Genomic DNA, 23,575 nt, shown 5'->3' with positions numbered 1-23,575 from the left:
CTAGCCTTCCTCCAGGGCTTCCAGCAATCCCTGGAGGCGGTCGAGGCGTTCCAGGGGGTCCTGCAGCTCAACCAGCTTCTGTTTTTCCTGTTTGTCCAGCGGCAGCAGTTCGGTCAGCCGCCAGCCAACGTCCCGGGCATCCTCGTAGTCGATGTCCATGTTGAGATCGCGGATCACCGGGTGCCGAAACAGGGCCCGCAGCACCGAGGGCAATTCGCTGTAGCGTTCCGGCACCTCGCTTCCGGCCTCTTCCACCAGACACTCGACATCGCCCACATTGAGACCGTCCTCCTGTTGCCAGCTTCGCACCACGGACACCTTGGATTCGCCCTCCACCGTGATTCCCAGCAATCCGTTCTCCAGCTGCTGAAAGTCGATGATGCGCACGTAGGTGCCGATGTCGTAGAAAGCCGCCACCGGCCCGGTCTCGCCGCCCTCGCGCAGCAGCACAACAACAAATCCACGGTCTTCCTTGAGACAGCGGGTCAACATGTCGATGTACCTTGGCTCGAACAGCTGAAGGGGAATCCGCCCCCTGGGCAGGACAATGGAATTCAGGGGGAACAGAGGTACATTCATAAGTTCAACAGTCACCGGCAATCAGGCTCCACAGTCCACGCTATCCATCACGCTATCGAATGGACAGCAATTGCTGCACTTCGTCGACCCGGGCCCTGGCCTCTGTCAGAAGCTGCAAACTGCGCGAAGCGTTCAATTCAAGTTCTCCCAGACGCCGGTAGGCCGGCACACGGTCGAACGGGGGCAGGTCTGCATTCTGGCTGGAACCGATCATCGAATGCAATTGCGCCACGATCACCACGTCCACCAGCTGGGGATTGCTCTCCCGGCACTCGTAGTCCCAGTCCTCGGCATGGCGAACCGCCTCGACAAACGCCGGCGGAAACGACCAGTTCTCCAGCACCGCGGTGCCCACGTCAGCCCTGAGCTCATCGATGGCGTGGCGCAGGTTGGCCTCATCGGCAAAGAGGTTCACGTGATGCTCGGCCTGTACCAGGATGGGCACTACACCGATGTCGTGCAGCAGGCCCGCCAGCAGCGCTTCCTCAGGGTCCAGACGGGTGGCGTGGTCTGCCAGCACCCAGCTCAGTGCCGCCACCTCACGGGAATGGCGCCAGAGCTTCTCCATTTCTTTCTGCAGCGCCGGCTGCCGGGTCTTGAACACTTCTCGCATGGAAAACACGGTCACCAGCTGCCGGGTAGTGCGCATGCCCAATCGGACGACGGCCTCACGCACGTTGCGCACATCGCTGAAGCCCCGGTACAGGGGGCTGTTACAGGCACGCACCAGTTTCGCCGCCATGGCCGGGTCGGCCGAGACTGCCAGCGCCACCTGATCCGCGGTGGAGTCTTCTCGGTCCACAGCGCGGCGCACTTTCCAGGCAACATCCGGAACGCTTGGCAACTTGATCTGATTCGACCTCAGCTCCGAGTAGAACTCCATCAGCAGGTGATGTTCCTCACTTTCGCCACTCCCCAGGCCCTCGCCGGAATCCATCTCCACCTGTGCCACCGGTGCGGCCCGTAGTAGTTGGTTCAGGATCTCCTGCTCCACCACCAGGAACTCGCAGGGCTTGACGGCGGTAACGTGGTACATGCGTGGCTGCAGGCGCGCAATGGGGTTCAGGGCCTTTTCGGTCTCCGCCTCGATCACCGATTTTCGACCATCCTGGGATTCCAGTTCGATCTTGCCGGCAATCAGGAAGAAATCCAGGCCGTCGCGCACGCCCCGCTCCAGGACCCGCTGCCCGGGCCCGTGGGTCCGGCGCTCGGCCCGACTGGCCAACAGCACCAACTGATCATCGGTCAGCCGGTTCAGGGGCTGGAACTCTTTCAGACGACGAAGCGGCAGGCTTTCCTGGCCAGCCATAGGCATACTCCTTGCCGGTTCAAACCGGAACAAAAATGAACACTGTGTTAACTATTGTAAACAGCACCCCTGAAAACAACCATGCGCCTGGAGTCTAATCTGGTATCCTCTGTTTTTTGATCGACGTCATCAGGCCCCAACAGAGAGACCAGACCACCATGCCTCAGTATCGTTCGCGGACTTCCACCGCCGGTCGCAACATGGCCGGCGCCCGCGCCCTCTGGCGCGCCACCGGTATGAAAAACGAAGATTTTGGCAAGCCGATTATTGCGGTTGCCAACTCCTTCACCCAGTTTGTACCGGGCCACGTGCACCTTAAAGACCTGGGCCAACTGGTGTGCCGCGAGATCGAGGCGGCCGGCGGCGTTGCCAAGGAATTCAACACCATCGCCGTGGACGATGGCATCGCCATGGGCCACGACGGCATGCTGTATTCCCTGCCGTCCCGGGAAGTGATCGCCGATTCGGTGGAATACATGGTCAATGCCCACTGCGCCGATGCCCTGGTGTGCATTTCCAACTGCGACAAGATCACCCCGGGCATGCTGATGGCCGCCATGCGCCTGAACATACCCACCGTTTTTGTCTCCGGCGGCCCCATGGAGGCCGGCAAGACCAAGCTGTCGGAACACAAGCTGGATCTGGTGGATGCCATGGTGATCGCGGCCGACCCCAATGCCAGCGATGAAATGGTCGAGGAGTACGAGCGCAGCGCCTGCCCCACATGCGGATCCTGCTCCGGCATGTTCACCGCCAACTCCATGAACTGCCTGACCGAGGCCATCGGCCTGGCCCTGCCCGGCAACGGCTCTCTGCTGGCCACCCATGCCGACCGCGAGCAGCTGTTCCTGAAGGCCGGTCGCCAGATTGTGGAGAATGCGAGACGCTATTACGAGCAGGACGATGCCAGCGTGCTCCCCCTGAGCATTGCCTCCATGGCCGCCTTCGAAAACGCCATGGTGATGGACATTGCCATGGGCGGCTCCACCAATACGATCCTGCATCTGCTGGCGGCGGCCCAGGAAGGTGGGGTGCCGTTCACCCTCAACGAGATCGATCAACTGTCCCGCCGTGTCCCGCAGCTGTGCAAGGTGGCGCCCAACTCCCCGAAATACCACATGGAAGATGTGCATCGGGCCGGCGGTATCATGGGCATCCTGGGTGAGCTGGAGCGCGGCGGACTGATCAATACCGATCTTCCCACGGTGCACAGCAAGACCATGCGGGAGGCGCTGGAGACCTGGGACATCATGCGCTCGCCAACGCCCGAGGTGGTGGAATTCTACAAGGCCGGGCCGGCAGGCATCCCTACCCAGACCGCTTTCTCCCAGAGTACCCGCTGGCCTTCCCTGGACGGTGACCGGGAAACCGGCTGCATCCGTTCGGTGGAGAACGCCTACAGCTCCGAGGGCGGCCTTGCCGTGCTCTATGGCAACATTGCCCTCGACGGCTGCGTGGTCAAGACCGCCGGTGTTGACGAGAGCATCTACGTGTTCGAAGGGAGGGCCCGGGTGTTTGAGAGCCAGGATTCGGCCGTGGCCGGGATTCTCGCCGACGAGGTGAAACCGGGAGAGGTTGTCATCATCCGTTACGAAGGTCCCCGTGGTGGGCCTGGCATGCAGGAGATGCTGTACCCCACCAGTTACCTGAAATCCAAGGGGCTGGGCAAGGAATGCGCGCTGCTGACCGATGGCCGGTTCTCCGGGGGAACCTCCGGCCTGTCCATCGGGCACGCCTCACCGGAGGCGGCAGCCGGCGGTGCCATCGGCCTGATCGAAAATGGCGATCTTATCCGGATCGACATTCCCAATCGGACCATCAACGTCGAGCTCGACCAGCGTGAACTGGACCGTCGCCGTGAGGCCCGCGATGCCAAGGGCTGGAAACCGGAGCTGCCCAGAGACCGCAAAGTGTCTGCCGCACTCAAGGCCTATGCGCTTCTGGCCACCAGTGCCGACAAAGGCGCCGTTCGGGATCTTTCCAAGCTCGACTGACCCGCGGAGCGCGCTTCAGGCACAAAAAAACCGCCGACAGACTGTCGGCGGTTTTTATTTGGCTGGCCAGGATTTACCAGAGGGACCAGCCGCCGTCCTCGTCTTCCTCAATGGCGCCATCCTGCGACTGCTCCGACTGCTCGCCAGCGGCTGCCGCGCTGTCCGACGTCTTCGCCTGCGAACCGGAAGTGTTGGCCGTCTGCTCGGGCTTGGCAGCTGCCACCTGCACTTCGATCATGCCAAGAGCCTTCTTGGTCGGCTCATCAAGAATGCCAGTGGCCTGGAGCCCCTGGTCTTTCTGGAACTTCGTCAGCGCGGCCCGGGTGCTGTCGTCCATCTGCGGGCTGACATTGGTTACTTCGTACCCTGCGCCGTAAAGTGCATTTTTGAGTGCAACAATCTCGTCTGCGAATGCCGCGGGGGCAAAGCCCAGGGTAACGGCCAGGCCGGCTGCAGCGGCCAGTCGTCCCAGTCGGGTGGTTGCTTTTCTCATGGTACTCACCTGCTCAACTCCTGATATCCCACCGATATCGGTTTCTTTCTTGTTATGTGGTGCCTATCTCCACAGGCTGGGGCAAACACTTCAAAGACTACCATACTTTTGTCTCATGTCGCCTTGATCGACATCACCTGCCTCTGCCTCCGGCTACTCGGGGCTTTTCGGCCCCCGGGAATCTCGCTCCGCATTGGGGCTCTGGGCCCCTTCACTGAACTCCCGGATAAAAATGCCCCAGAACGCCATGAACAGGGCGGCCACCAGGGGGCCCATCACGAAGCCGTTCACTCCGAACATGACAATACCGCCGAGCGTTGACAGCAACACGATGTAATCAGGCAGCTTGGTATCCCGGCCCACCAGAACCGGGCGCAGCAGATTATCCGCCAGCCCGATGACCACCACGCCAAACGTGGTGAGAATGGCCGCCTCGAAAATATCGCCAATCGCCGCCAGGTAGATGGCAGCCGGCACCCACACCAGGGCCGCACCCACCGCCGGTAACAGGGAGACAATCGCCATGACAACGCCCCACAGAAGGGCGCCGCTGATGCCGAGTATCCAGAAAATCAGCCCGCCAAGGGCACCCTGGATGATGGCAATCAACAGATTGCCTTTTACGGTTGCCCGTGTGACCTCGGCGAACTTGGCGAACAACAGCCTTTCCCGCTCGTCGCCCAGGGGCAGGGCCCGGATGATCAACTCCACCAGGGCACTGCCGTCCCGCAGCAGGAAGAACGCCAGGTAGACCATCAACGCCAGCCCCAGGAAGAACTGGAAGGTATTCTGGCCAACGCCCAGGGCCTGCCTGGCCAGGAACTGGCTGCCACCGACAAACAGATTGACGGCGCGATCCCGAAGTTCCGCGAAACTGATATCGAACTGGGCCAGAAACGCCTGGATGGCCGGAAACGACTGGTTGACCCGGTCAATATACTCGCCCGGGCGAATCTCGCCGCTCTGGATCTGCTGATAGAGCGCGACGCCCTCCGCCACCAGGGACGTAATCAGCACCAGCACCGGAATAACCACGATCACCAGACAGATAAACAGGGTAATCAAGGCATTGAGATTCGGGCGCTCGCCGAACTTTCGCACCAGCAGCTGCTGGACCGGATGGAAGATCAGGGCGATGGCGACGGCCCAGAAGATCGGCCCGAAAAACGGCTTCATCAGGAAGACAAACGCCAGGGAAACCCCTACCAACAGGGCCAGAAAAGTCCGTGTTTCAAGTTTTGCGTACATAGTTCAGGTTGTTCCCCGAAAATGAATCCTGGATTTGGCGCCCGATGCGGTTCAGACCGGGCTGCCCGGCTAGCTAGCCTACCACGCTGTCATGGCCACTGTAGCCCTCTTCGGGGTATAGTGGTCGGTTATTGATCAGCCAACTGACAGGTCATGTTATTGGATTTGGAAACCTTTACCGTTGAATCGGCACTTGAGGCCGCCACAGAACTGCGCCGGGTGCTCGCGGCCAGAACCCATCGGCGCAAAGTCCTCGGGCAGGAAGTGATCGTGCCCGGACAGCTGGGCGAGGCCCTGCAACTGCCGCGGATTATCAGCCGCTTGCAAAGCAAGCAGCAGCGGCAGCGGGAAGCCGGCCTGGAAGATTTCCAGGACCTGTGGCCGACACTCTCACCCCAGACCCGGGAGCGGGTACTGACAGCCATCGGCTGGTACGACCCGAAGGAACTGGACTGGGACGACAAGCGTTCAAACCGGCGACCGGTGGTCGATCCGGACAGGTGAACCGTATTTAACCGTCGCTCCGACTTTGAAATGTCATACTTGACCCATATGTTGGCAATTAGCAGGAGGTTATCTATGACTCAACATCAACATTACACAGCACTTCTGGCCGAAGGCAGCGCCGTTCCCACTCTGCTTTGTGGCCATTGTCACTCCATTCTCTCCCGTGCCCGGATTTTCCGGAACGAAGGCAATCAACACCAGGACATTGAGTGCCGAACCATCGGCCTGTGCTCCGCTGATGACTGTGGCGCGGTGAATTGCTGCGATCAGGCCCTGGCCCGCGTCGACAACCCCGAGCGCCTGTTCGGCATCGCATCCTGACACACAGACAACGCTCTGTTACGCAACTCAAACACAGTAACGTTCCATCTGATTTATCCTGATATTCGACGATTGTAGTAGGGCTGAAACACCCGCCGGGAAGCCCGACAATCACGCATTCAATCAGTCAGGACAGTCGATGGCATGCGTATTCTGAGAACCGATGAAGCCCGCTTCGCCGGCCTTCCGGATTACCCTTTCGCTCCTCACCACCTCAACGTAGCGCCCGGCCTCCGGATGCATTATGTCGACGAGGGACCGCGCGACGGCTCACCGGTGGTGATGCTGCACGGAGAGCCTTCCTGGTCGTACCTGTACCGACACATGATTCCTCCGGTTGCCGGTGCCGGACACCGGGTGCTGGCGCCCGACCTGATCGGCTTCGGCAAGTCTGACAAACCCGCATCGGTGGAAGACTACAGTTACAGTCGGCACCTGGCCTGGCTGGCGAGCTGGCTGGAACAGCTTGACCTGAGCAACATCACCCTGGTGTGCCAGAACTGGGGCTCGCTCCTGGGTCTGCGACTCGCCGCCGAGCACCCTCAGAGGTTCAGCCGTATCATCGTAGGCAACGGCATGCTGCCCACCGGCGATACGCCGGTGCCGACCGTGTTTTCCGTATGGAAGGCGTTTGCCAGCCATAGCCCCTGGTTCCCGGTTGGTCGCATTGTCCAGTTAGGCACTGACCGCACCCTGAGCAAGGCGGAACTGGCCGCCTACGAGGCGCCATTCCCGTCCTCGGAGTTCAAGGCTGGCGCCCGGGCGTTCCCCAAACTGGTTCCAACCGAACCTGGCTCACCGGACAGCCTGGCCAATCAGGCCGCCTGGCGGGTACTCGAGAAGTGGAAAAAGCCCTTTATTACCTGTTTCAGCAACGGCGACCCGATCACCCGGGGTGGCGAGAGAACCATGCAACGCCGCATTCCCGGCGCCCATGGCCAGCCCCACATTACACTCCGGGGTGGCCACTTCCTCCAGGAAGATTCACCGGAGGACTTTGCCCGGATCGTCATTGATGCCCTGAGATCGGAGCTGGCGGCCTGAGGCGGGGGGGGGTTATCCGAGCACCTTATCCGAACACCTTACCCGAACACCGTTACCGTCTGGCGACTGAGCGCGACCAGCTCGCCGCGTGCCGTCCAGATACCGGCCTGGGTATGTCCATAACCCGCGCCGGCCTGGTCAATCGACGCTTTGTACAGCAGCCAGTCGCCCGGCTCGATGACTGGCCTGGGGTGCAGGATATCCAGCGCCCAGCTCAGGGAGCTGGCGCTGACCGGTTTGCCAAAGTGAGGCAACAGGGCCGGAGGCCAGGCATCCACCAGCGCGACGATGTGAGCATCGGTGAATGTCCGGGGAGGGGTCCGGAACTGCATCCAGCCGCCCATTTCCCGCCCACCCTTGCCACTGAAGGGAAAGTGACCAAACGCCCAGCGCATCTCGATGTGCTGAACGAAATCGGGAGTCACACCCGGGATATGATCAAGGCTCGGGCACTGGTCTACCGGGGAAGCGTCCGGCGCAGGCTGTGGCTCCAGTTGCACCTGTGATTCCCGGTCACCGCCGAAGCTTGCCAGGCACACCAGCCGCGGCTCGCCGTTCTGCATGATCCGGCCCTGCACCTGGCTGACCGCCCGCCCCTCACGCAGAATGTCTGTTTCGAAGCCGGCTGGCACCCCGGGCTCCACCGGCCCTACGAAGGAGACCTGCATGGATCGCATGGCACGATCCTTGGGTACCCTCTGCGCCATACGTTCAAACACCAGCGCTGCCGTAAGACCACCAAAGGTCGCCCGCCCCTGTGACCAGCTTTTGGGCATCGCCAGTGGCTGGCCGCTGTCGGCGGCCTGTAACAACTCATCAAAAGTCATCGTCTGTTTCCTGTTAGCAACCTATCGGGATAAGGAGCAAGATTGCCCAATATCCGCCGACAACGCAACGGCGCATCCCCGGCAACTACCTACGCGACGGAATTGGTTTTTCATACAAAAAGCTGGACAAAACCGCTATACTGCGCCCACATCATGCATGGCCATTGCCCGGCCATGCTCTACCTCCCGAATTCCGAGTAAATCCATGTCTGAATTGACCTTTGCCGAACTGGGGCTTGATCCGGCCGTCCTTGATGCCGTCTCCGCCGTTGGCTACGAAACCCCGTCTCCCATCCAGGCGCAGTCCATCCCTGCGCTGCTGGCGGGCAATCACCTGCTGGGCGTTGCCCAGACCGGCACCGGCAAGACCGCCGCGTTCGCCCTGCCCCTGCTCAGCCGGATCGACGCCTCCATCGCCGAGCCCCAGATTCTGGTGCTGGCACCGACCCGGGAACTGGCCATCCAGGTGGCAGAAGCCTTCACCACCTACGCCAGCCGGTTCCGCAACTTCCATGTGCTGCCGATCTACGGTGGCCAGGACTTTTACCCCCAGATCAAGGGGCTGCGCCGCGGTGCCCAGGTGATCGTAGGCACACCGGGCCGGATGCTGGATCACCTGCGCAAAGGCACGTTGAAGCTGGACAACCTGAAGGCACTGGTTCTGGACGAAGCAGACGAAATGCTGCGCATGGGCTTCATTGACGACGTTGAGGCGATTCTTGCCAAGACGCCGGAGAACTGCCAGCGCGCCCTGTTCTCGGCCACCATGCCGCCACAGATCAAGAAGGTGGCCCAGACTTATCTGAAGAATGCCACCGAAGTGCGGATCGAGAGCGAAACCCGTACCGTGGAGCGCATTGCCCAGTTCGTGCTGCCGGTCTACGCCGAGCGCAAGCTCGACGCCCTGACCCGCATCCTGGAAGTGGAGCCGTTTGACGCCTCGATCATCTTCGTGCGCACCAAGGCGGAAACCACCCTGCTGGCCGAGAAGCTGTCCGCTCGCGGCCATGCCGTGGCGCCCCTGAATGGCGACCTGAACCAGCGCCAGCGGGAACAGACGGTGGAAGATCTCAAGCGCGGCAAGAAAGACATTATCGTGGCAACGGACGTGGCAGCACGCGGCCTGGACGTGCCGCGCATTACCCACGTGATCAACTACGATGTGCCTTACGACACCGAAGCTTACATCCACCGGGTTGGCCGCACCGGACGCGCCGGGCGGGAAGGCAAGGCCATTCTGCTGGTTACTCCCCGGGAGCGGAGCTGGCTGCGCACTCTTGAGCGCGCCACCAACTCCCCGATGCAGGCCTACGAGCTGCCCTCGCCGGTGGAACTGAAGAAAATGCGCGAGCAGCAGTTTGAAACCCAGCTGCTGGCGTTCGCCGAGGACAAAAAGCTGGCCAAGACCATGGCCCTGCTGGACGAGATTGCCGAACGCAACGAAATGGACATGGCCATGGTTGCAGGTGCCCTGGCCTGCTGGATGGAGGCCGCCCAGCCTGGTTCACTGCCACTGGAGCAGCCAGATGCACTGCCGGTGGTTTCCGCCACTCCGCCGCCCCGTCGCGATCGCAAGGGTGGTCGCCCGGGTGAGCATCGCAAGGGCCCCAAGGGCGGCTTCAAGAAAGGTCGTGGTGGCCCCGCAGCCAAGGGCAAACCGCCCGGCAAGGGTGGCAAGCCCTCAGGCAAACGCCCTCCGCGTCAGGCCGACGCCAAGCGCTGATAAACCACGAAACTGTAGTCGTAAGGATTGTTGTCGGACGCGGAGAAATCCTCCCGTCCGATTTCTTCCCATTCATCCCAGTTCACTTCCGGAAAGAACGCATCTCCATCCACCTCGGCATGTACCTGGGTGATGTACATGCGATCCACCATCGGCAGAGCCTCGGCGTAAATCTGCCCGCCACCGATGATCATCACCTCGTCACCCCCTTCGAGCTCCGCCTGAGCTTCGGCCTTTACCAGCGCCTCCGGCAATGACGCAGCGGCCACGGTGCCTGCTGGCGCCTCCCAGGCCTCATTCCTCGAAATCACCACATTCATTCTGCCTGGCAGCGGCCGGCCAATGGAGTCCCAGGTTTTCCGCCCCATGATGATGGGCTTGCCCATGGTGGCCTGCTTGAAGTAGCGGAGGTCGCCCGGCAGGTACCAGGGCAGTTTGTTGTTGCGGCCGATGACCCGGTTGCGGGACATGGCAACGATCAATGCTTTTCTCATGTGCTCGCCTGTCTCGATCGGTCAGATGGCAATGGGCGCCTTGATGCCCGGATGCGGGTCATAGCCCTCAAACTCGAAGTCCTCCAGCTCGTACTCGAAGATGCTTGCCGGCCGGCGCTTGATCACCAGCGTTGGCAGCGGCCGGGGCTCGCGCTTCAGTTGCTCGAAGACAATGTCGTCGGTCAGGTGGTTCTGGTAAAGATGGCAGTCACCAAAGGTGTGGACAAACTCGCCCACGTCCAGGTCGCACTGCTGCGCAATCATGTGGGTAAGCAGCGCATACGAAGCGATGTTGAAGGGCACGCCCAGAAAGAGGTCCGCGCTGCGCTGATACAGCTGACAGGACAGTTTGCCGTCAGCCACGTAGAACTGGAACAGGCAATGGCAGGGGGCCAGCGCCATCCGACCCTGGCGGACATTGTCCTGGGGGCCGACGGATTCGTCCGGCAGCTCCGCCGGATTCCAGGCCGAGACAATCAGACGCCTCGAATTTGGCTTGGTGCGGATCTGCTCGATCACCTCGCTGATCTGGTCCACCACCTCGCCGCTGGGGCACTGCCAGCTGCGCCACTGCTTGCCGTAGATGGGGCCCAGGTCGCCATTCTCCAGTGCCCATTCGTTCCAGATGGACACTTTCCGCTCCTGCAACCAGGTGTTGTCAGTGGAGCCACGCAGGAACCACAGCAGCTCGTAGATGATGCTGCGCAGATGAACCTTCTTGGTGGTCACCAGGGGGAAACCTTCCTGCAGGTTGAAGCGGATCTGCCGGCCAAACACAGACCGGGTTCCAACACCGGTCCGGTCTCCCTTGTCAAACCCGTTGTCGACAACGTCCTGCATCAGGTCGAGGTAGGCTTTCATCAGGCTTGTCTCCGGTAAGCAATGAACATCAGGACAGCGCCGGCGACGATCATGGGAGCGGACAGGACCTGCCCCATGGTCAGCCAGTCAAACGCGAGGTAGCCCAGCTGTGGATCGGGCTGACGCACGAACTCCACCAGGAACCGGAACACCCCGTAACCGATCAAAAACAGCCCCGACACGGCCATGGTTGGCCGCTGACGGGACGAAAACCACCACAGAATCACGAACAGGGCCACGCCTTCAAGTGCAAACTGGTAGAGCTGGGACGGATGCCGGGCCAGGGAGTCTGGCGCGGTCCGGAACACCATGCCCCAGGCCACATCCGTGGGCTTGCCCCACAATTCACCATTGATAAAGTTGCCAATACGCCCGGCGCCCAAGCCCACGGGAACCAGGGGCGCCACAAAGTCGGCCATGCGCCAGAATCCGCAGCCCACTTTACGCCCGTACCACCACATCGCAACCATGACGCCGAGCAGCCCGCCGTGGAAGGACATTCCGCCCTCCCATACCCGGAACAGCCAGAGCGGGTCGGCCAGGAAGGCATCAAAGTTGTAGAACAGCACGTAACCGAAACGGCCCCCGAGAATAACGCCGAGGGCCAGATAGAACAGCAGATCCCCCATCTGTTCCTCATTGATCGGCGACCAGGGCTTGCGGGTGCGCAGGCGGCCCAACCACCAGCCTGCGACAAAGCCGACCAGGTATGTCAAACCGTACCAGTGTATTTTCAGGGGGCCGATGGCGATGGCCACCGGGTCAATCTGGGGGTGCTGCAGCATCAACTACCTCTCAGCTCAATAGAAAACGGAGCCCCACCAGCAGAAGCATGATGGAGAAAATTCGCTTCAGGCGATTGGCGTTCAGTCGGTGCGCCAGATTGGCGCCAACACGGGCGAAGAATACGCTGGTGAGAATCACACCAACCAGGGCGGGCAGGTAGATAAAGCCCACGCTCAACCCCGGTAGCGCCGGATTCTGCCAACCGGTCCAGATGTTTCCGAGTGTACCCGCAATGGCGATGGGCAAGCCGCAGGCGGCAGAAGTGCCAACCGCCTGTTGCATGGTCACATTTCGCCACACGAGATAGGGCACGGTCAGCGTACCTCCGCCAACGCCAAAGATGGCAGAGGCCCAGCCAATGCCCCCGCCCGCTACGGTCAGCCCTCGCGAACCCGGCAGACCTCGATCCGACTTCGGATCCACCTGAAAAAACATCTTGAGACTCATGACAATCACGAAAACACCGATGGTAAGCTCAAGAGCCCGACCACTCAGCAGCGACGCAGTCCATGCCCCGGCCAGCGCACCCACGACGATTCCGATCACCATGGGGCGGAACAGTTCCCACCGAACGGCTCCGTGGAGATGGTGCGACCGGATGGAGCTGACCGACGTGAACATGATGGTAGCCAGGGAGGTGCCAACCGCAAGATGGGGGGTGATATCCGGGTCCATGCCCTGCAGGTCAAAACTGAAGATCAGCACCGGCACAATGATCAGACCACCACCGATGCCGAACAGGCCGGCGAGGGTGCCCGCGAAGGCTCCGAGGGCAAGGTACGATGCAAGAACGAAAAAAACAGTCATGGACAGGGGGCACCCGGAAAAACCAAGGCTGGTATGATACACAGCGCAACGGTCAACTTCATTACCATTAACTGTGGGAGCGACATCCGCCACCATGTGCCTGATCGCCTTCGCCCTGGGCCAGAATCGTCACTTCCCTCTGGTGGTTGCCGCCAACCGGGACGAATTTTTTCGGCGACCCACTGCCGCCATGGACTGGTGGACCACCAATAACGGTAACCGGGTCCTTGCGGGCCGCGATTTGCAGTCCGGCGGAACCTGGCTGGCCGTGACCTCCGCTGGCGAGGTCAGTGCCGTGACCAACGTGCGCGAAGGTGCTTCGGAAACCGGCCGCATCAGCCGTGGGGAGTTGCCGCTTCGGGCCCTGGAGAGCTCCCGGGAACAGCTTGCCGACCACCTTCACAACCGGGGCGACCGGTATTCCGGCTTCAACCTGGTCCATCTGACGCCTCGAAGCGGATGGTATTACAGTAACCGGGATGCCCATCCAGGGCGTCATATTCACCGCGGCGTCTACGGTCTCAGCAACCACCTGCTCCAGACGCCCTGGCCCAAGCTGCTTCGCCTTCGCGAAGCGGTTGGCGCGACCGTCATGGCGGCGGGCGACGATGCAGAGGGCCTGCATCGACGCCTGATACCGTTACTCCAGGACACAACCCCCGCACCAGACCGCCTGTTGCCAGACACCGGCGTGGGCCTAGACACCGAACGCTTCCTGTCTTCTCCATTTATCGCCGGCACCGAGTACGGCACCCGCGCCACCACCATCGTCACCGTCTCTGCCGCAGGCGACATCCAGGTTACCGAGCAATCCTGGGGTCCGGATGCCGAAGCCGGGGAACGGCGTCGCTTCCACTGGCAGCGATAGCGCTCAGGCTCTGATATAATCCGCCAAATTCTGTTACCCGATCGGAGGGTCCCTGATGGCCGGTGAACAAGGCACCACGTCCATAGCCGACTTTGAGAAATCCCTTGATGAGCTGGAGAAGCTGGTTCGCGATCTGGAACAGGGCGAGCTGTCCCTGGAGCAGTCTCTGGCCGCCTTCGAGCGAGGGGTGAAACTGACCAGGGAATGCCAGCAGGCACTGAAAAGCGCGGAGCAACGGGTGGAGCAGTTGATGCAGAACAGCGATGGCAGCCTCGAGACGCGACCGTTCTCTCCGGATGATGCCGAGTGATGTCAGCACAGAACTCGTTTGCGATAGACTTTCTTGAGACCTGCCGGGCCCGTGTAGACGCGGAACTCGACCGCTGCATCAGCCGGGAATCCGCCTCTGATCGCTTGCAGGCCGCCATGCGTTACAGCGTGCTTGGCGGTGGCAAAAGAATTCGACCGGCCCTGTGCCTGGCAGCCGCCCGGGCAGTCGGCGACACCGGGGACAACGCACTCGCCCCGGCCTGCGCCGTGGAACTGATCCACGCCTACTCCCTGATACACGACGACCTGCCGGCCATGGACGACGATGACCTGCGCCGGGGCCGTCCCACAACCCACATTGCCTTTGATGAAGCCACTGCCATTCTGGCCGGCGACGCCCTGCAGGCCCTGGCCTTTGGCCTGCTTGCCGATGCCACAGGGCCGTCCGAATCCGCCCGGCTTACCATGGTCCGCGAGCTTGCCCGGGCCAGTGGCCACGGTGGCATGGTGGGCGGCCAGGCCATCGACCTGGAGGCCGTGGGCAAGACCCTGACCCTCGCGCAGCTGGAAGTAATGCACCGGCACAAGACCGGCGCCCTGATTGAAGCCAGCGTCCGTATCGGCGCACTCTCGAGCCCCCGGACACAGGAACGGGACCTCGAGGCCCTGGCCGGATACGCCAGAGCCCTGGGTCTGGCGTTTCAGGTGCAGGATGACCTGCTGGACATCGAGGGAGAGACCCAGGTGATTGGCAAGCGACAGGGTTCTGACGCTGCCAGGGCCAAGCCCACCTACCCCGCCCTGCTTGGCGCTGATGGCGCCCGGGCTCGCCTGGCCGAATTGCTGGACAACGCCCAGCAAAGCCTGGCCGTGTTCGGCACTGAAGCCGACCCACTTCGTGCCATGGCCGATTACGTGGTGGCGCGGAACCACTGAGTTCTCTCGACCGAGTTCTGTGCATTGAGGTCTCACCATTGAATGCTGGCGCCGGAAAGGCGCACACTGGACATCAACATTTTCGTAACAACTGGCCCTGTTTGTGTGAAACAGCCTCCCCTGTTCCCTTATAATGCCAGGCAGTTACCGAACGTACCGGAAAGACCCGAGCAGATGCAGGACACATACACTTTCAAGGAAATCCCGTCACAACGGCCCAACACACCGTTGCTGGACCGGATTGATGAACCCGCCCAGCTACGAGAACTGGCGCCAGAGCAGTTGACCCAGCTGGCCCGGGAGCTCCGGGCGTTTCTGCTGTGGTCCGTGGGCCAGACCGGCGGCCACTTCGGCGCCGGCCTGGGCGTGCTCGAATTGACCGTTGCCCTGCACTATGTCTTCGAAACCCCGCGAGACCGCCTGGTGTGGGATGTGGGCCACCAGGCCTACCCGCACAAGATCCTGACCGGCCGCCGGGAGGCCATGGGCAGCATCCGCCGCAAGGGCGGCCTGGCGGGTTTCCCGAAACGGGCCGAAAGCGAGTACGACACCTTCGGCGTGGGTCATTCCAGCACCTCCATCAGCGCGGCACTGGGCATGGCCATCGCGGCCCGTCTGCACAAGACCGGCCGCAAGAGCATTGCCGTTATCGGCGATGGCGCCATGACCGCCGGCATGGCGTTCGAGGCCCTGAACCACGCCGGCCACCTGCATGCCGACATGCTGGTGATCCTCAACGACAACGACATGTCGATTTCCCGGAACGTGGGCGGGCTGTCGAACTACTTCGCCAAACTGCTCTCAAGCCGAACCTACAATCAGGTGCGCGACAGCAGTAAGAAGGTACTGCAGGGCGCGCCCCACCTGATGGCCCTGGCCAAGAAAACCGAGGAGCACTTCAAGGGCATGATTGCCCCGGGCACCCTGTTCGAGGAGCTTGGCTTCAACTACATTGGCCCCATCGACGGCCATGATCTGCCCCTGCTCGTCGAAACCCTGGAAAACATCCGCGAACTGGAAGGCCCGCAATTCCTCCACGTGGTGACCACCAAGGGCAAGGGCTTTGCGCCAGCCGAAGCAGACCCGATCGGCTATCACGCCATCAACAAGATCGAACCGGTGCCGCCAAGCAAGCCCGAGCCGGTCAAACCCAAGGCCGCCAGGCCCAAGTACGCCAATGTCTTCGGCCAGTGGCTGTGCGATGCTGCTGAACAGGACGAGCGCGTGGTGGGCATCACGCCGGCCATGTGTGAAGGTTCGGATCTGCTTGCCTTTTCGCAACGGTTTCCCGACCGCTATTTCGATGTCGCCATCGCCGAACAGCACGCCGTCACCCTCGCGGCCGGCCTGGCCTGCGATGGCGCCAAGCCGGTGGTGGCCATTTACTCCACTTTCCTGCAACGGGCCTACGACCAGCTGATACACGACGTGGCCATCCAGAATCTCGACGTGCTGTTTGCCATCGACCGCGCCGGCCTGGTGGGCGAAGACGGCCCCACGCACGCTGGGGCGTTCGACATCAGCTACCTGCGCTGCATCCCCAACATGGTGGTGATGACGCCCTCGGACGAAAACGAAACCCGACAGCTCCTGCAGACCGGCATGTTGTACGAAGGGCCCGCCTCGGTCCGCTACCCCCGGGGAACCGGGCCCGGCGCGACCATCGAACAGGCACTGACACCGCTTGAAATCGGCAAGGGGCGCCGTATCCGGGATGGCAAAGGCGTCGCCATACTGAACTTTGGCACGCTGCTGGCGCCGGCCCTGGAAGCTGCGGAAGCGCTCGGCGCCACGGTGGCCGACATGCGCTTCGTCAAGCCCCTGGACGAGGAGTTGGTGCTGGAGCTGGCCGAGCAGCACGATGTTCTCGTGACCCTGGAAGAGAACGCCGTTGCCGGCGGCGCTGGCAGTGCTGTCACCGAGTTTCTGAACAGCCGCCTGGTGTCCATGCCGGTACTGCAACTGGGACTGCCGGACACGTTCATGGACCACGGCAAGCACGGCGAGTTGCTGACAGAGTGCGGTCTGGATGCGGGGGGCATTGAAGCCGCCATCCGCGACCGGCTGGAGCAACTCAGTCACCAGAACCTGAAAGTGGTCAAATAGCGGCGTCCCAAGGGAAGCCAGCAGCCACAAAAAAGCCCGCATGTTGAGCGGGCTTTTTTACATCATGGCCTCAGCGGCTAGACGTCGGGATCATCGTCCTGATGGGTCTCCAGCCAGTGGCCCAGCTTGGACTGCTTGGTGTCGAGATAGTGCTCGTTGTGCGGATTACGGCCCACATGCAGGGGCACCCGCTCGGCAATACCAATACCGTAGGACGACAGCGCTTTGACTTTCCGCGGATTGTTGGTCATCAGCCGCAAGCTCTTGATACCCAGATGCTCCAGCATGTCCTTGCACATACTGTAATCCCGCAGGTCCGCGGCAAACCCCAGGCGTTCGTTGGCTTCAACCGTGTCGGCGCCCTGGTCCTGCAGGTGATAGGCGCGGATCTTGTTGAGCAGACCAATGCCACGGCCTTCCTGGCGCAGGTACATGAGAATGCCACGGCCTTCGCGGGCAATACTGCGCAGCGCTTCTTCCAGCTGATAGCCGCAGTCACAACGCATGCTGTACAGGGCGTCACCGGTGAGACACTCGGAGTGGGTACGGGCGAGCATCGGTTCGTCACTGTCCAGATCACCCAGCGTCAGGGCGACGTGCTCCTTTCCGGTATCCGGCTCCTCAAAGCCGTGCATGTCGAACACCCCGAACGGGGTCGGCAGCCGACAGGTCTGGATGTAACGAACAGCCACAGTGCTTCCTCGTGGTTCAGTCAATCGGGCCGCGCATTCTATCACGGGCCCGCCCGCTTGGCGTAGTCTCTCCACTGTCGCTTCTCCGGCGTGGTTTCATTACCCAACACTTACGAGCGCAGCATCACGCCAGATCAGGAATGACCGGCCACCCAGTGCCCGCTGCGACCGCCTTTTTTCTCAAGCAGTCGGACAGCATCGATCTCCATGCCACGGTCCACGGCCTTGCACATGTCGTACAGGGTCAGCGCGGCAACGCTGGCCGCAGTCAGCGCTTCCATCTCGACGCCGGTCTGGCCAGACAGCTTGCAGCGGGTGAGGATGTAAACCGAGGCACCGTCTTCTCCGGGCGTCAGCTCGACCTTTACCGACGTCAGGTTGAGCGCGTGGCAGAGGGGAATCAGGTCGTGGGTTTTCTTGGCCGCCATAATGCCGGCAATGCGCGCCGTCGCGAGCACGTCGCCCTTGGGGTGTTCGCCATCGATGATCATTTTCAGGGTGGCGGGCGCCATTCGGATGGTCGCCTCGGCCCTGGCTTCCCGTTCCGTGACCGCCTTGTCGGTCACGTCTACCATCCGGGCTTCGCCCTTCTCATCCAGATGCGTCAATTTTGCCACTGCTGTCTCCCGTTTGATGCTAGCTGGTTTTGGCAGTCATCCTGCCACCAGAATCCAATGCCCGCGATGCCCTGGGCCCCGTGGCGTCGGGCGATCTCAAGATGGCCCATGCTCATTCCTCCGAGCGCGTAGACCGGAAGCCTCGCCGCTGCCACCAGATCGGCGAACCGCGACCAGCCCATACCGGATTCGCCCGGATGGCTGGGGGTCGGCAACACGGCCCCCAGTACTGCGTAGTCTGCGCCCAGGGATTCGGCGTGGGCGAGCTGCTCGGCCGAGTGGCAGGAAACCCCGAGCCAGCTGCTCGCCGGAACCGGCCGCTCCGACAACTTCTCCGCCTCCCGCCACGGCAGGTGCAAACCGGCGACGCCTGGTGTCTGCCCAAAGCGCTCCGGCGAACCATGCACGAGCATATCGACCCGGTGCGCCTGCGCCAACGCCACCGCTTCCCGAGCGTACTGGCGATAGTCAGCCTCCTCCAGCAACGGAGCCCTCAGCACCACCAGAGCCGGCGGCTGCCCGGTCAGGGATTGCGCCAGGCAAGACACACCCTGGCCCGCTGAGCCGATGGTACCGGTCAACGCCAGCGCCGCAGGCAGCCGCAGGGCGCGGATGATCGGTCGATTGGCTGCCGGAAACTCCTCGTCACGCAGGCTTTCCGCACAACGCCACTCCACCGGCTGCCCTTCCCGCCCTACCGGCTCGCCCTCGGCGTCTGTGGTGCGCCAGACGTCCAGCAACACGCATTTGTCGCCATAGTCGTGATGGATGGTGATCACCGGCGCCAGCCCGGACTCTGACAGCCTCAGACCCGTTTCCTCGTAAATCTCTCTCACCAGCGCCTGCTGCACCGTCTCGCCCGGCTCCACTTTGCCCCCGGGAAACTCCAGCAAACCACCCTGGTGCGCATGATCGGGCCTCCGGGCAATCAGTACGCGCCCGGATCGTTCGATGACCCCGACCGCAACATGAACAAGCTTACTGGTCATGCTTCTGGGCCACTCAGGTGCGATATTCGGCGTTGATGGTCACGTAGTCGTGGGAGAAATCACAGGTCCACACGGTTTCGCGAACATTACCGCGCTTGAGGTCGATGGCGATGGTAATTTCTTCACCGTTCATGACCGCCTGGCCCCGGGCTTCCGAATAATCCTCGGCCCGCCCGCCGTTGCGTACGAGACAGACATCGCCCAGGTAAATTTCCAGGGCCTCCAGATCCAGGTTCTCGACACCGGCCCGCCCCACGGCCGCCAGAATTCGACCCCAGTTCGGATCCGAAGCGAACAGCGCGGTCTTGACCAGCGGTGAGTGAGCGACCGTGTAGGCCACATCCAGCGCCTCCTGCTGAGACGCTGCGCCGGCCACGTCGATGGTGACAAACTTGGTGGCTCCCTCTCCGTCCCGGACAATGGCATGGGCCAGTTCCAGGTAGACGGACTCAAGCGCCTCCCGCAGCTTCGGCAGCTGAGGACTGTCCGCCGTGATTTCGGGGCCGCGGTACTGACCGGTGGCAACCAGCATACAGGCGTCATTGGTGGAGGTGTCGCCATCAATGGTGATGCGATTGAACGACTTTTCACCCAGCTCCGAGGCCAGGGTCTGGAGCAGCGCAGGCTCGATACGTGCGTCGGTGCCGATGAAGCCGAGCATGGTGGCCATGTTCGGGCGAATCATTCCGGCACCCTTGCTGATCCCGGAAATGGTGACCGTGTGATCTCCCAGGGTTACCTTGCGAGTGGCGCCCTTGGGCCGGGTATCGGTAGTCATGATTCCCCGTGCTGCCTCTGCCCAACGGTCTTCCCGCAGATCGGCCAGAGCCTCGGGCAGGGCCGAGACTATCTTCTGTACCGGCAGCGGCTCACCAATCACGCCGGTGGAAAACGGCAGGATCTCCACATCTCGCGCACCCGCCTGACTTGCCAGCGCCTGGCAACAGGCCTCGGCGTCACGCAGGCCGCGGACACCGGTTCCGGCGTTGGCGTTACCGGTATTGATCAACAGGTATCTGGGAGCGGCTTCGGCCAGTTGACGGCGACTGAGCGTAACCGGCGCAGCGCAGAACTGGTTCTTCGTGAAGATACCGGCCACCCGACTGCCCGGGGCAAGTTCGAAGACCACCACATCCTTGCGCCCCGGCCTCTTGATCCCGGCGCTGGCAATGCCAAGCCGGAGACCGGCCACCGGATGAAACTCGGGTAAGGTTTCCGGACCTACTGCCATTGTGCCACTCCTCTTTTGCAAAAACGGAATCCACCTGACCAGAACGGAAAAACCCGCAGCCCGCCAACGTTCGCCGGCAGAGTGCGGGTTCCGGATTCTGGTTCAGCGTTGTGTATCAGCTGACCTTGCCACAGCACTGCTTGTACTTTTTCCCGGACCCGCAGGGACAGGGCTCGTTGCGCCCCACCTTGCGCTCCTGACGCACAAAGGTTTCCGGCGTCGACTGACGCCCACCTTCGGCCTCACCCTCGCCCTGGCTCTCGGCCGCGGCGCTGGTTTGATCGTGACGCAGACGGGCACGGGCGAGCTCCTGTTCAAGCTCCTGCTTGCGACGGCGCTCCACCTCTTCCATTTCTTCACGGCTCTGGACACGCACGTGACAGAGAACACGGGTAACATCCCGCTTCATGGTCTCCAGCATGTCCTCGAACAGGTTGAAGGCTTCGCGCTTGTATTCCTGCTTGGGGTTCTTCTGGGCATAGCCACGCAGATGGATACCGCGACGCAGGTGGTCCATGTTGGACAGGTGCTCTTTCCAGAGCGTATCCAGCACCTGCAGGAACACCTGCTTCTCGAATTTGCGCATGGCCTCGGAACCGGCAATGGCTTCCTTGGCCTCATAGGCGGCAACGATCTCGTCGAGGATCTTCTGACGCAGGTTTTCCTCGTACAGCTTGCTGTCTTCCTCGAGCCACTTCTGAATCGGAAGATCGATCGCCATCTCCGACTGCAGCTGGGATTCCAGGCCAGCAACGTCCCACTGCTCCGGCATGCTCTGGGGCGGGATGTACTCGCTGATCAGCGCGTCTACTACATCCTCCCGGATGGTTTTGACCATCTCGGAAATGTCATCCGAGGACATCACCTCGTTGCGCTGGTCGTAGATCACCGTCCGCTGGTCGTTGGCCACGTCGTCGTATTCCAGCAGGGTTTTCCGCATATCGAAGTTGCGGCCTTCCACCTTGCGCTGGGATTTCTCGATGGCATTGGTCACCATGCGGTGCTCGATGGCCTCGCCTTTCTTCATGCCCATGGCCTGCATCAGGCTCTTGACGCGATCCGGGGCGAAGATGCGCATGAGGTTGTCTTCCAGTGACAGGAAGAAGCGGGAGGAGCCAGGGTCGCCCTGCCGGCCTGCCCGGCCACGCAGCTGGTTATCGATCCGGCGGGACTCATGACGCTCGGTACCAATAATGTGCAGACCGCCGGCCTCCAGCACCTGGTTGTGACGCTCGGTCCACGCCGCCTTCACCCGGGCAACCTCTTCCTCGGTCGGGTTGTCCATGGCGGCCACTTCGTGTTCCCAGTTACCACCGAGCACGATGTCGGTACCCCGACCTGCCATGTTGGTGGCGATGGTTACTGCGCCCGGACGCCCGGCCTGGGCGATGATATGGGCCTCGGACTCGTGCTGCTTGGCGTTCAGGATCTTGTGCTCGATACGGGCCTTCTTGAGCAGCATGGACAGCAGCTCGGAAGCCTCGATGGACGCCGTACCCACAAGGATAGGCCGCCCCTCTGCGGTCACGTCCTTGATCTCATCAATAATGGCGTGGAATTTCTCTTCCTGGGTGAGATACACCAGATCGTTATAGTCGACCCGCTGGATCGGCTTGTTCGGCGGGATGACGACCACATCCAGGCCGTAGATCTGGCGGAATTCAAAGGCTTCGGTATCGGCGGTGCCGGTCATGCCGGCCAATTTGTCGTACAGACGGAAGTAGTTCTGGAAGGTGGTAGAAGCCAGGGTCTGGCTTTCAGCCTGGATCCTGACACCCTCCTTTGCCTCGATCGCCTGATGCAGACCTTCACTCCAGCGACGCCCCGGCATGGTACGGCCGGTGTGTTCGTCGACGATGACCACCTGTCCGCCCTGGACGATGTAGTCAACATCCTTCTGGAACAGGTGGTGCGCCCGCAGCGCCGAATGCACGTGATGCAGCAGGCTAAGGTTGGCGGCCGAATACAGGCTTTCGCCTTCGTCCAGCAGGCCCTTGTCCAGCAGCAGTTGCTCTACCTTCTCATGGCCGCTTTCGGTCAGTTCGACCTGTCGGGATTTTTCGTCGAGGGTAAAGTCGCCGGTGGGCTCACCCTCTTCCGGTACTTCCCCCTTTTCCAGCCTGGGAATCAGTTCGTTTATCGCCTGATACAGCTTTGAGCTGTCTTCGGCGGCACCGGAGATAATCAGCGGTGTACGGGCCTCGTCAATCAGGATCGAGTCCACCTCGTCGACGATGGCGTAGTTCAGGCCGCGCTGAACCTTGTCTTCGGTGCTGAACGCCATGTTGTCGCGCAGGTAATCAAAGCCGAACTCGTTGTTGGTGCCGTAGGTGATGTCTGCCTGATATGCGGCGCGCTTTTCCTCCGCGGGCTGCCCCGACGCAACAACGCCCACCTGCATGCCAAGGAACCGGTAGAGCTTGCCCATCCACTCGGCATCCCGACGGGCGAGGTAGTCGTTCACGGTAACCACGTGCACACCCTTGCCCGGCAAGGCGTTGAGATAAACGGCGGCCGTGGCCACGAGGGTCTTACCCTCACCGGTTTTCATTTCGGCTATGCGGCCTTCGTGCAGGGTAATACCACCGATCAGCTGAACATCATAATGCCGCATGCCCATGACCCGACGACCGGCCTCTCGCACTGTCGCGAAGACCTCGGGCAGGAGCCCGTCCAGGGTTTCGCCCTCATCAAGACGGCGACGGAATTCCGCGGTCTTGCCTTGCAACTCGGAGTCGGACAGATTGCCGTACTGTTCCTCAAGCTCACTAACGCGCGAGACAACTTTGCGCATTCTCTTGATTTCACGGGCGTTTTTACTGCCGAACATCTTGGTTGCAAGCTTTGTGAACATAGACCACTGCTTCTTTGAT

Annotated in this window: 23 protein-coding genes; 9 read left to right on the top strand and 14 right to left on the bottom strand. The window is 61.7% G+C overall.

From position 1 onward, the window contains the following. Together AC0J1C_RS03965 and AC0J1C_RS03960 are read right to left on the bottom strand one after the other, a co-directional pair. Positions 1-579, bottom strand: a complete 579-nt coding sequence (locus AC0J1C_RS03965; protein ID WP_375191958.1) for an LON peptidase substrate-binding domain-containing protein — start codon at positions 577-579, stop codon at positions 1-3. Between the two features lie 52 nt (positions 580-631). Further along, a complete protein-coding gene (locus AC0J1C_RS03960) occupies positions 632-1,888 on the bottom strand; it encodes an HDOD domain-containing protein (RefSeq protein ID WP_375191957.1) in 1,257 nt (418 codons plus the stop codon). 158 nt (positions 1,889-2,046) lie between these two features. Between AC0J1C_RS03960 and ilvD the strand changes: the two genes are divergently transcribed. After that, entirely contained in the window at positions 2,047-3,882 is a 1,836-nt protein-coding gene (ilvD, locus tag AC0J1C_RS03955; RefSeq protein ID WP_375191956.1) for a dihydroxy-acid dehydratase, read from the top strand. Positions 3,883-3,955: 73 nt separating this feature from the next. Here the strand turns inward: ilvD and AC0J1C_RS03950 are convergent, their stop codons facing one another. Continuing rightward, positions 3,956-4,375 (bottom strand): peptidoglycan-binding domain-containing protein, encoded by a 420-nt coding sequence (locus AC0J1C_RS03950; protein WP_375191955.1) that lies wholly within the window; start codon positions 4,373-4,375, stop codon positions 3,956-3,958. Between the two features lie 153 nt (positions 4,376-4,528). Then, on the bottom strand, positions 4,529-5,623 hold the full coding sequence (locus AC0J1C_RS03945; protein ID WP_375191954.1) for an AI-2E family transporter: 1,095 nt from the start codon (positions 5,621-5,623) through the stop codon (positions 4,529-4,531). A 153-nt stretch (positions 5,624-5,776) separates the two neighbouring features. Here AC0J1C_RS03945 and AC0J1C_RS03940 point away from each other — a divergent pair, with 153 nt between their 5' ends. The 3 genes from AC0J1C_RS03940 (at position 5,777) to AC0J1C_RS03930 (ending at position 7,495) form a co-directional block, all read left to right on the top strand. Next, positions 5,777-6,127: a hypothetical protein gene (locus AC0J1C_RS03940; RefSeq protein ID WP_473045706.1), complete on the top strand. Its 351-nt coding sequence runs from the start codon at positions 5,777-5,779 to the stop codon at positions 6,125-6,127. Between the two features lie 75 nt (positions 6,128-6,202). Beyond that, on the top strand, positions 6,203-6,451 hold the full coding sequence (locus AC0J1C_RS03935) for a hypothetical protein (RefSeq protein ID WP_375191953.1): 249 nt from the start codon (positions 6,203-6,205) through the stop codon (positions 6,449-6,451). Between the two features lie 144 nt (positions 6,452-6,595). Further along, positions 6,596-7,495, top strand: a complete 900-nt coding sequence (locus tag AC0J1C_RS03930) for a haloalkane dehalogenase (protein ID WP_375191952.1) — start codon at positions 6,596-6,598, stop codon at positions 7,493-7,495. Between the two features lie 38 nt (positions 7,496-7,533). On the opposite strand, the gene AC0J1C_RS03925 is transcribed toward AC0J1C_RS03930, so the two are convergent. Then, positions 7,534-8,322, bottom strand: a complete 789-nt coding sequence (locus AC0J1C_RS03925) for an acyl-CoA thioesterase (protein ID WP_473045705.1) — start codon at positions 8,320-8,322, stop codon at positions 7,534-7,536. A gap of 205 nt (positions 8,323-8,527) precedes the next feature. Here AC0J1C_RS03925 and AC0J1C_RS03920 point away from each other — a divergent pair, with 205 nt between their 5' ends. Next, on the top strand, positions 8,528-10,045 hold the full coding sequence (locus tag AC0J1C_RS03920; RefSeq protein WP_473045704.1) for a DEAD/DEAH box helicase: 1,518 nt from the start codon (positions 8,528-8,530) through the stop codon (positions 10,043-10,045). On the opposite strand, the gene AC0J1C_RS03915 is transcribed toward AC0J1C_RS03920, so the two are convergent. Genes AC0J1C_RS03915 through AC0J1C_RS03900 form a run of 4 tightly spaced genes read right to left on the bottom strand, consistent with a single transcriptional unit; the run spans position 10,024 to position 12,993 of the window. After that, positions 10,024-10,539, bottom strand: a complete 516-nt coding sequence (locus AC0J1C_RS03915; RefSeq protein ID WP_473045702.1) for a dihydrofolate reductase — start codon at positions 10,537-10,539, stop codon at positions 10,024-10,026. The genes AC0J1C_RS03920 and AC0J1C_RS03915 overlap by 22 nt on opposite strands. 21 nt (positions 10,540-10,560) lie before the next feature. Next, positions 10,561-11,400: a thymidylate synthase gene (locus AC0J1C_RS03910; protein WP_473045701.1), complete on the bottom strand. Its 840-nt coding sequence runs from the start codon at positions 11,398-11,400 to the stop codon at positions 10,561-10,563. After that, positions 11,400-12,185 (bottom strand): prolipoprotein diacylglyceryl transferase, encoded by a 786-nt coding sequence (gene lgt, locus AC0J1C_RS03905; RefSeq protein WP_473045700.1) that lies wholly within the window; start codon positions 12,183-12,185, stop codon positions 11,400-11,402. Before lgt ends, AC0J1C_RS03910 begins: the two co-directional genes overlap by 1 nt. 10 nt (positions 12,186-12,195) lie before the next feature. Further along, complete coding sequence (locus AC0J1C_RS03900; RefSeq protein ID WP_473045698.1) at positions 12,196-12,993, bottom strand: sulfite exporter TauE/SafE family protein; 798 nt, start codon at positions 12,991-12,993, stop codon at positions 12,196-12,198. Between the two features lie 94 nt (positions 12,994-13,087). Here AC0J1C_RS03900 and AC0J1C_RS03895 point away from each other — a divergent pair, with 94 nt between their 5' ends. From AC0J1C_RS03895 to dxs, 4 genes are all read left to right on the top strand, one after another. Further along, on the top strand, positions 13,088-13,861 hold the full coding sequence (locus AC0J1C_RS03895) for an NRDE family protein (RefSeq protein WP_473045696.1): 774 nt from the start codon (positions 13,088-13,090) through the stop codon (positions 13,859-13,861). Between the two features lie 55 nt (positions 13,862-13,916). Further along, positions 13,917-14,171, top strand: a complete 255-nt coding sequence (locus AC0J1C_RS03890; protein WP_473045695.1) for an exodeoxyribonuclease VII small subunit — start codon at positions 13,917-13,919, stop codon at positions 14,169-14,171. Then, the gene (ispA, locus tag AC0J1C_RS03885; RefSeq protein WP_473045694.1) at positions 14,171-15,067 is read left to right on the top strand and encodes a (2E,6E)-farnesyl diphosphate synthase; all 897 of its coding nucleotides are present in this window, start codon (positions 14,171-14,173) and stop codon (positions 15,065-15,067) included. Before AC0J1C_RS03890 ends, ispA begins: the two co-directional genes overlap by 1 nt. Before the next feature lie 174 nt (positions 15,068-15,241). After that, a complete protein-coding gene (gene dxs / locus AC0J1C_RS03880) occupies positions 15,242-17,173 on the top strand; it encodes a 1-deoxy-D-xylulose-5-phosphate synthase (RefSeq protein WP_473045693.1) in 1,932 nt (643 codons plus the stop codon). Positions 17,174-17,250: 77 nt separating this feature from the next. On the opposite strand, the gene ribA is transcribed toward dxs, so the two are convergent. From ribA to secA, 5 genes are all read right to left on the bottom strand, one after another. Continuing rightward, on the bottom strand, positions 17,251-17,865 hold the full coding sequence (gene ribA / locus AC0J1C_RS03875; protein ID WP_473045692.1) for a GTP cyclohydrolase II: 615 nt from the start codon (positions 17,863-17,865) through the stop codon (positions 17,251-17,253). Positions 17,866-17,999: 134 nt separating this feature from the next. Next, positions 18,000-18,482: a cyclic pyranopterin monophosphate synthase MoaC gene (moaC, locus tag AC0J1C_RS03870; RefSeq protein WP_091991799.1), complete on the bottom strand. Its 483-nt coding sequence runs from the start codon at positions 18,480-18,482 to the stop codon at positions 18,000-18,002. Beyond that, positions 18,470-19,471 carry a Nudix family hydrolase gene (locus AC0J1C_RS03865; protein WP_473045691.1) on the bottom strand — a complete coding sequence of 334 codons (1,002 nt, stop codon included), beginning with the start codon at positions 19,469-19,471 and terminating at the stop codon, positions 18,470-18,472. Before AC0J1C_RS03865 ends, moaC begins: the two co-directional genes overlap by 13 nt. Before the next feature lie 13 nt (positions 19,472-19,484). Continuing rightward, the gene (gene argJ / locus AC0J1C_RS03860; RefSeq protein WP_473045690.1) at positions 19,485-20,702 is read right to left on the bottom strand and encodes a bifunctional glutamate N-acetyltransferase/amino-acid acetyltransferase ArgJ; all 1,218 of its coding nucleotides are present in this window, start codon (positions 20,700-20,702) and stop codon (positions 19,485-19,487) included. A 115-nt stretch (positions 20,703-20,817) separates the two neighbouring features. After that, the gene (gene secA / locus AC0J1C_RS03855; RefSeq protein ID WP_473045689.1) at positions 20,818-23,556 is read right to left on the bottom strand and encodes a preprotein translocase subunit SecA; all 2,739 of its coding nucleotides are present in this window, start codon (positions 23,554-23,556) and stop codon (positions 20,818-20,820) included. Positions 23,557-23,575: the final 19 nt, after the last annotated feature.

The organism is Marinobacter sp. E2 (assembly GCF_055755345.1).
This window is presented reverse-complemented; position numbering and strand designations above follow the sequence as displayed.

What these genes read in the sequence shown, in the direction of transcription:
- lgt (WP_473045700.1), bottom strand. Translation starts at nt 12,185, where the DNA reads ATGCTGCAGCACCCCCAGATTGACCCGGTGGCCATCGCCATCGGCCCC.
- ilvD (WP_375191956.1), top strand. Translation starts at nt 2,047, where the DNA reads ATGCCTCAGTATCGTTCGCGGACTTCCACCGCCGGTCGCAACATGGCC.
- AC0J1C_RS03950 (WP_375191955.1), bottom strand. Translation starts at nt 4,375, where the DNA reads ATGAGAAAAGCAACCACCCGACTGGGACGACTGGCCGCTGCAGCCGGC.
- secA (WP_473045689.1), bottom strand. Translation starts at nt 23,556, where the DNA reads ATGTTCACAAAGCTTGCAACCAAGATGTTCGGCAGTAAAAACGCCCGT.
- AC0J1C_RS03895 (WP_473045696.1), top strand. Translation starts at nt 13,088, where the DNA reads ATGTGCCTGATCGCCTTCGCCCTGGGCCAGAATCGTCACTTCCCTCTG.
- AC0J1C_RS03920 (WP_473045704.1), top strand. Translation starts at nt 8,528, where the DNA reads ATGTCTGAATTGACCTTTGCCGAACTGGGGCTTGATCCGGCCGTCCTT.
- AC0J1C_RS03940 (WP_473045706.1), top strand. Translation starts at nt 5,777, where the DNA reads ATGTTATTGGATTTGGAAACCTTTACCGTTGAATCGGCACTTGAGGCC.
- AC0J1C_RS03865 (WP_473045691.1), bottom strand. Translation starts at nt 19,471, where the DNA reads ATGACCAGTAAGCTTGTTCATGTTGCGGTCGGGGTCATCGAACGATCC.
- AC0J1C_RS03935 (WP_375191953.1), top strand. Translation starts at nt 6,203, where the DNA reads ATGACTCAACATCAACATTACACAGCACTTCTGGCCGAAGGCAGCGCC.
- AC0J1C_RS03930 (WP_375191952.1), top strand. Translation starts at nt 6,596, where the DNA reads ATGCGTATTCTGAGAACCGATGAAGCCCGCTTCGCCGGCCTTCCGGAT.
- AC0J1C_RS03960 (WP_375191957.1), bottom strand. Translation starts at nt 1,888, where the DNA reads ATGGCTGGCCAGGAAAGCCTGCCGCTTCGTCGTCTGAAAGAGTTCCAG.
- dxs (WP_473045693.1), top strand. Translation starts at nt 15,242, where the DNA reads ATGCAGGACACATACACTTTCAAGGAAATCCCGTCACAACGGCCCAAC.
- AC0J1C_RS03890 (WP_473045695.1), top strand. Translation starts at nt 13,917, where the DNA reads ATGGCCGGTGAACAAGGCACCACGTCCATAGCCGACTTTGAGAAATCC.
- ispA (WP_473045694.1), top strand. Translation starts at nt 14,171, where the DNA reads ATGTCAGCACAGAACTCGTTTGCGATAGACTTTCTTGAGACCTGCCGG.
- AC0J1C_RS03910 (WP_473045701.1), bottom strand. Translation starts at nt 11,400, where the DNA reads ATGAAAGCCTACCTCGACCTGATGCAGGACGTTGTCGACAACGGGTTT.
- argJ (WP_473045690.1), bottom strand. Translation starts at nt 20,702, where the DNA reads ATGGCAGTAGGTCCGGAAACCTTACCCGAGTTTCATCCGGTGGCCGGT.
- AC0J1C_RS03945 (WP_375191954.1), bottom strand. Translation starts at nt 5,623, where the DNA reads ATGTACGCAAAACTTGAAACACGGACTTTTCTGGCCCTGTTGGTAGGG.
- AC0J1C_RS03965 (WP_375191958.1), bottom strand. Translation starts at nt 579, where the DNA reads ATGAATGTACCTCTGTTCCCCCTGAATTCCATTGTCCTGCCCAGGGGG.
- AC0J1C_RS03915 (WP_473045702.1), bottom strand. Translation starts at nt 10,539, where the DNA reads ATGAGAAAAGCATTGATCGTTGCCATGTCCCGCAACCGGGTCATCGGC.
- AC0J1C_RS03925 (WP_473045705.1), bottom strand. Translation starts at nt 8,322, where the DNA reads ATGACTTTTGATGAGTTGTTACAGGCCGCCGACAGCGGCCAGCCACTG.
- AC0J1C_RS03900 (WP_473045698.1), bottom strand. Translation starts at nt 12,993, where the DNA reads ATGACTGTTTTTTTCGTTCTTGCATCGTACCTTGCCCTCGGAGCCTTC.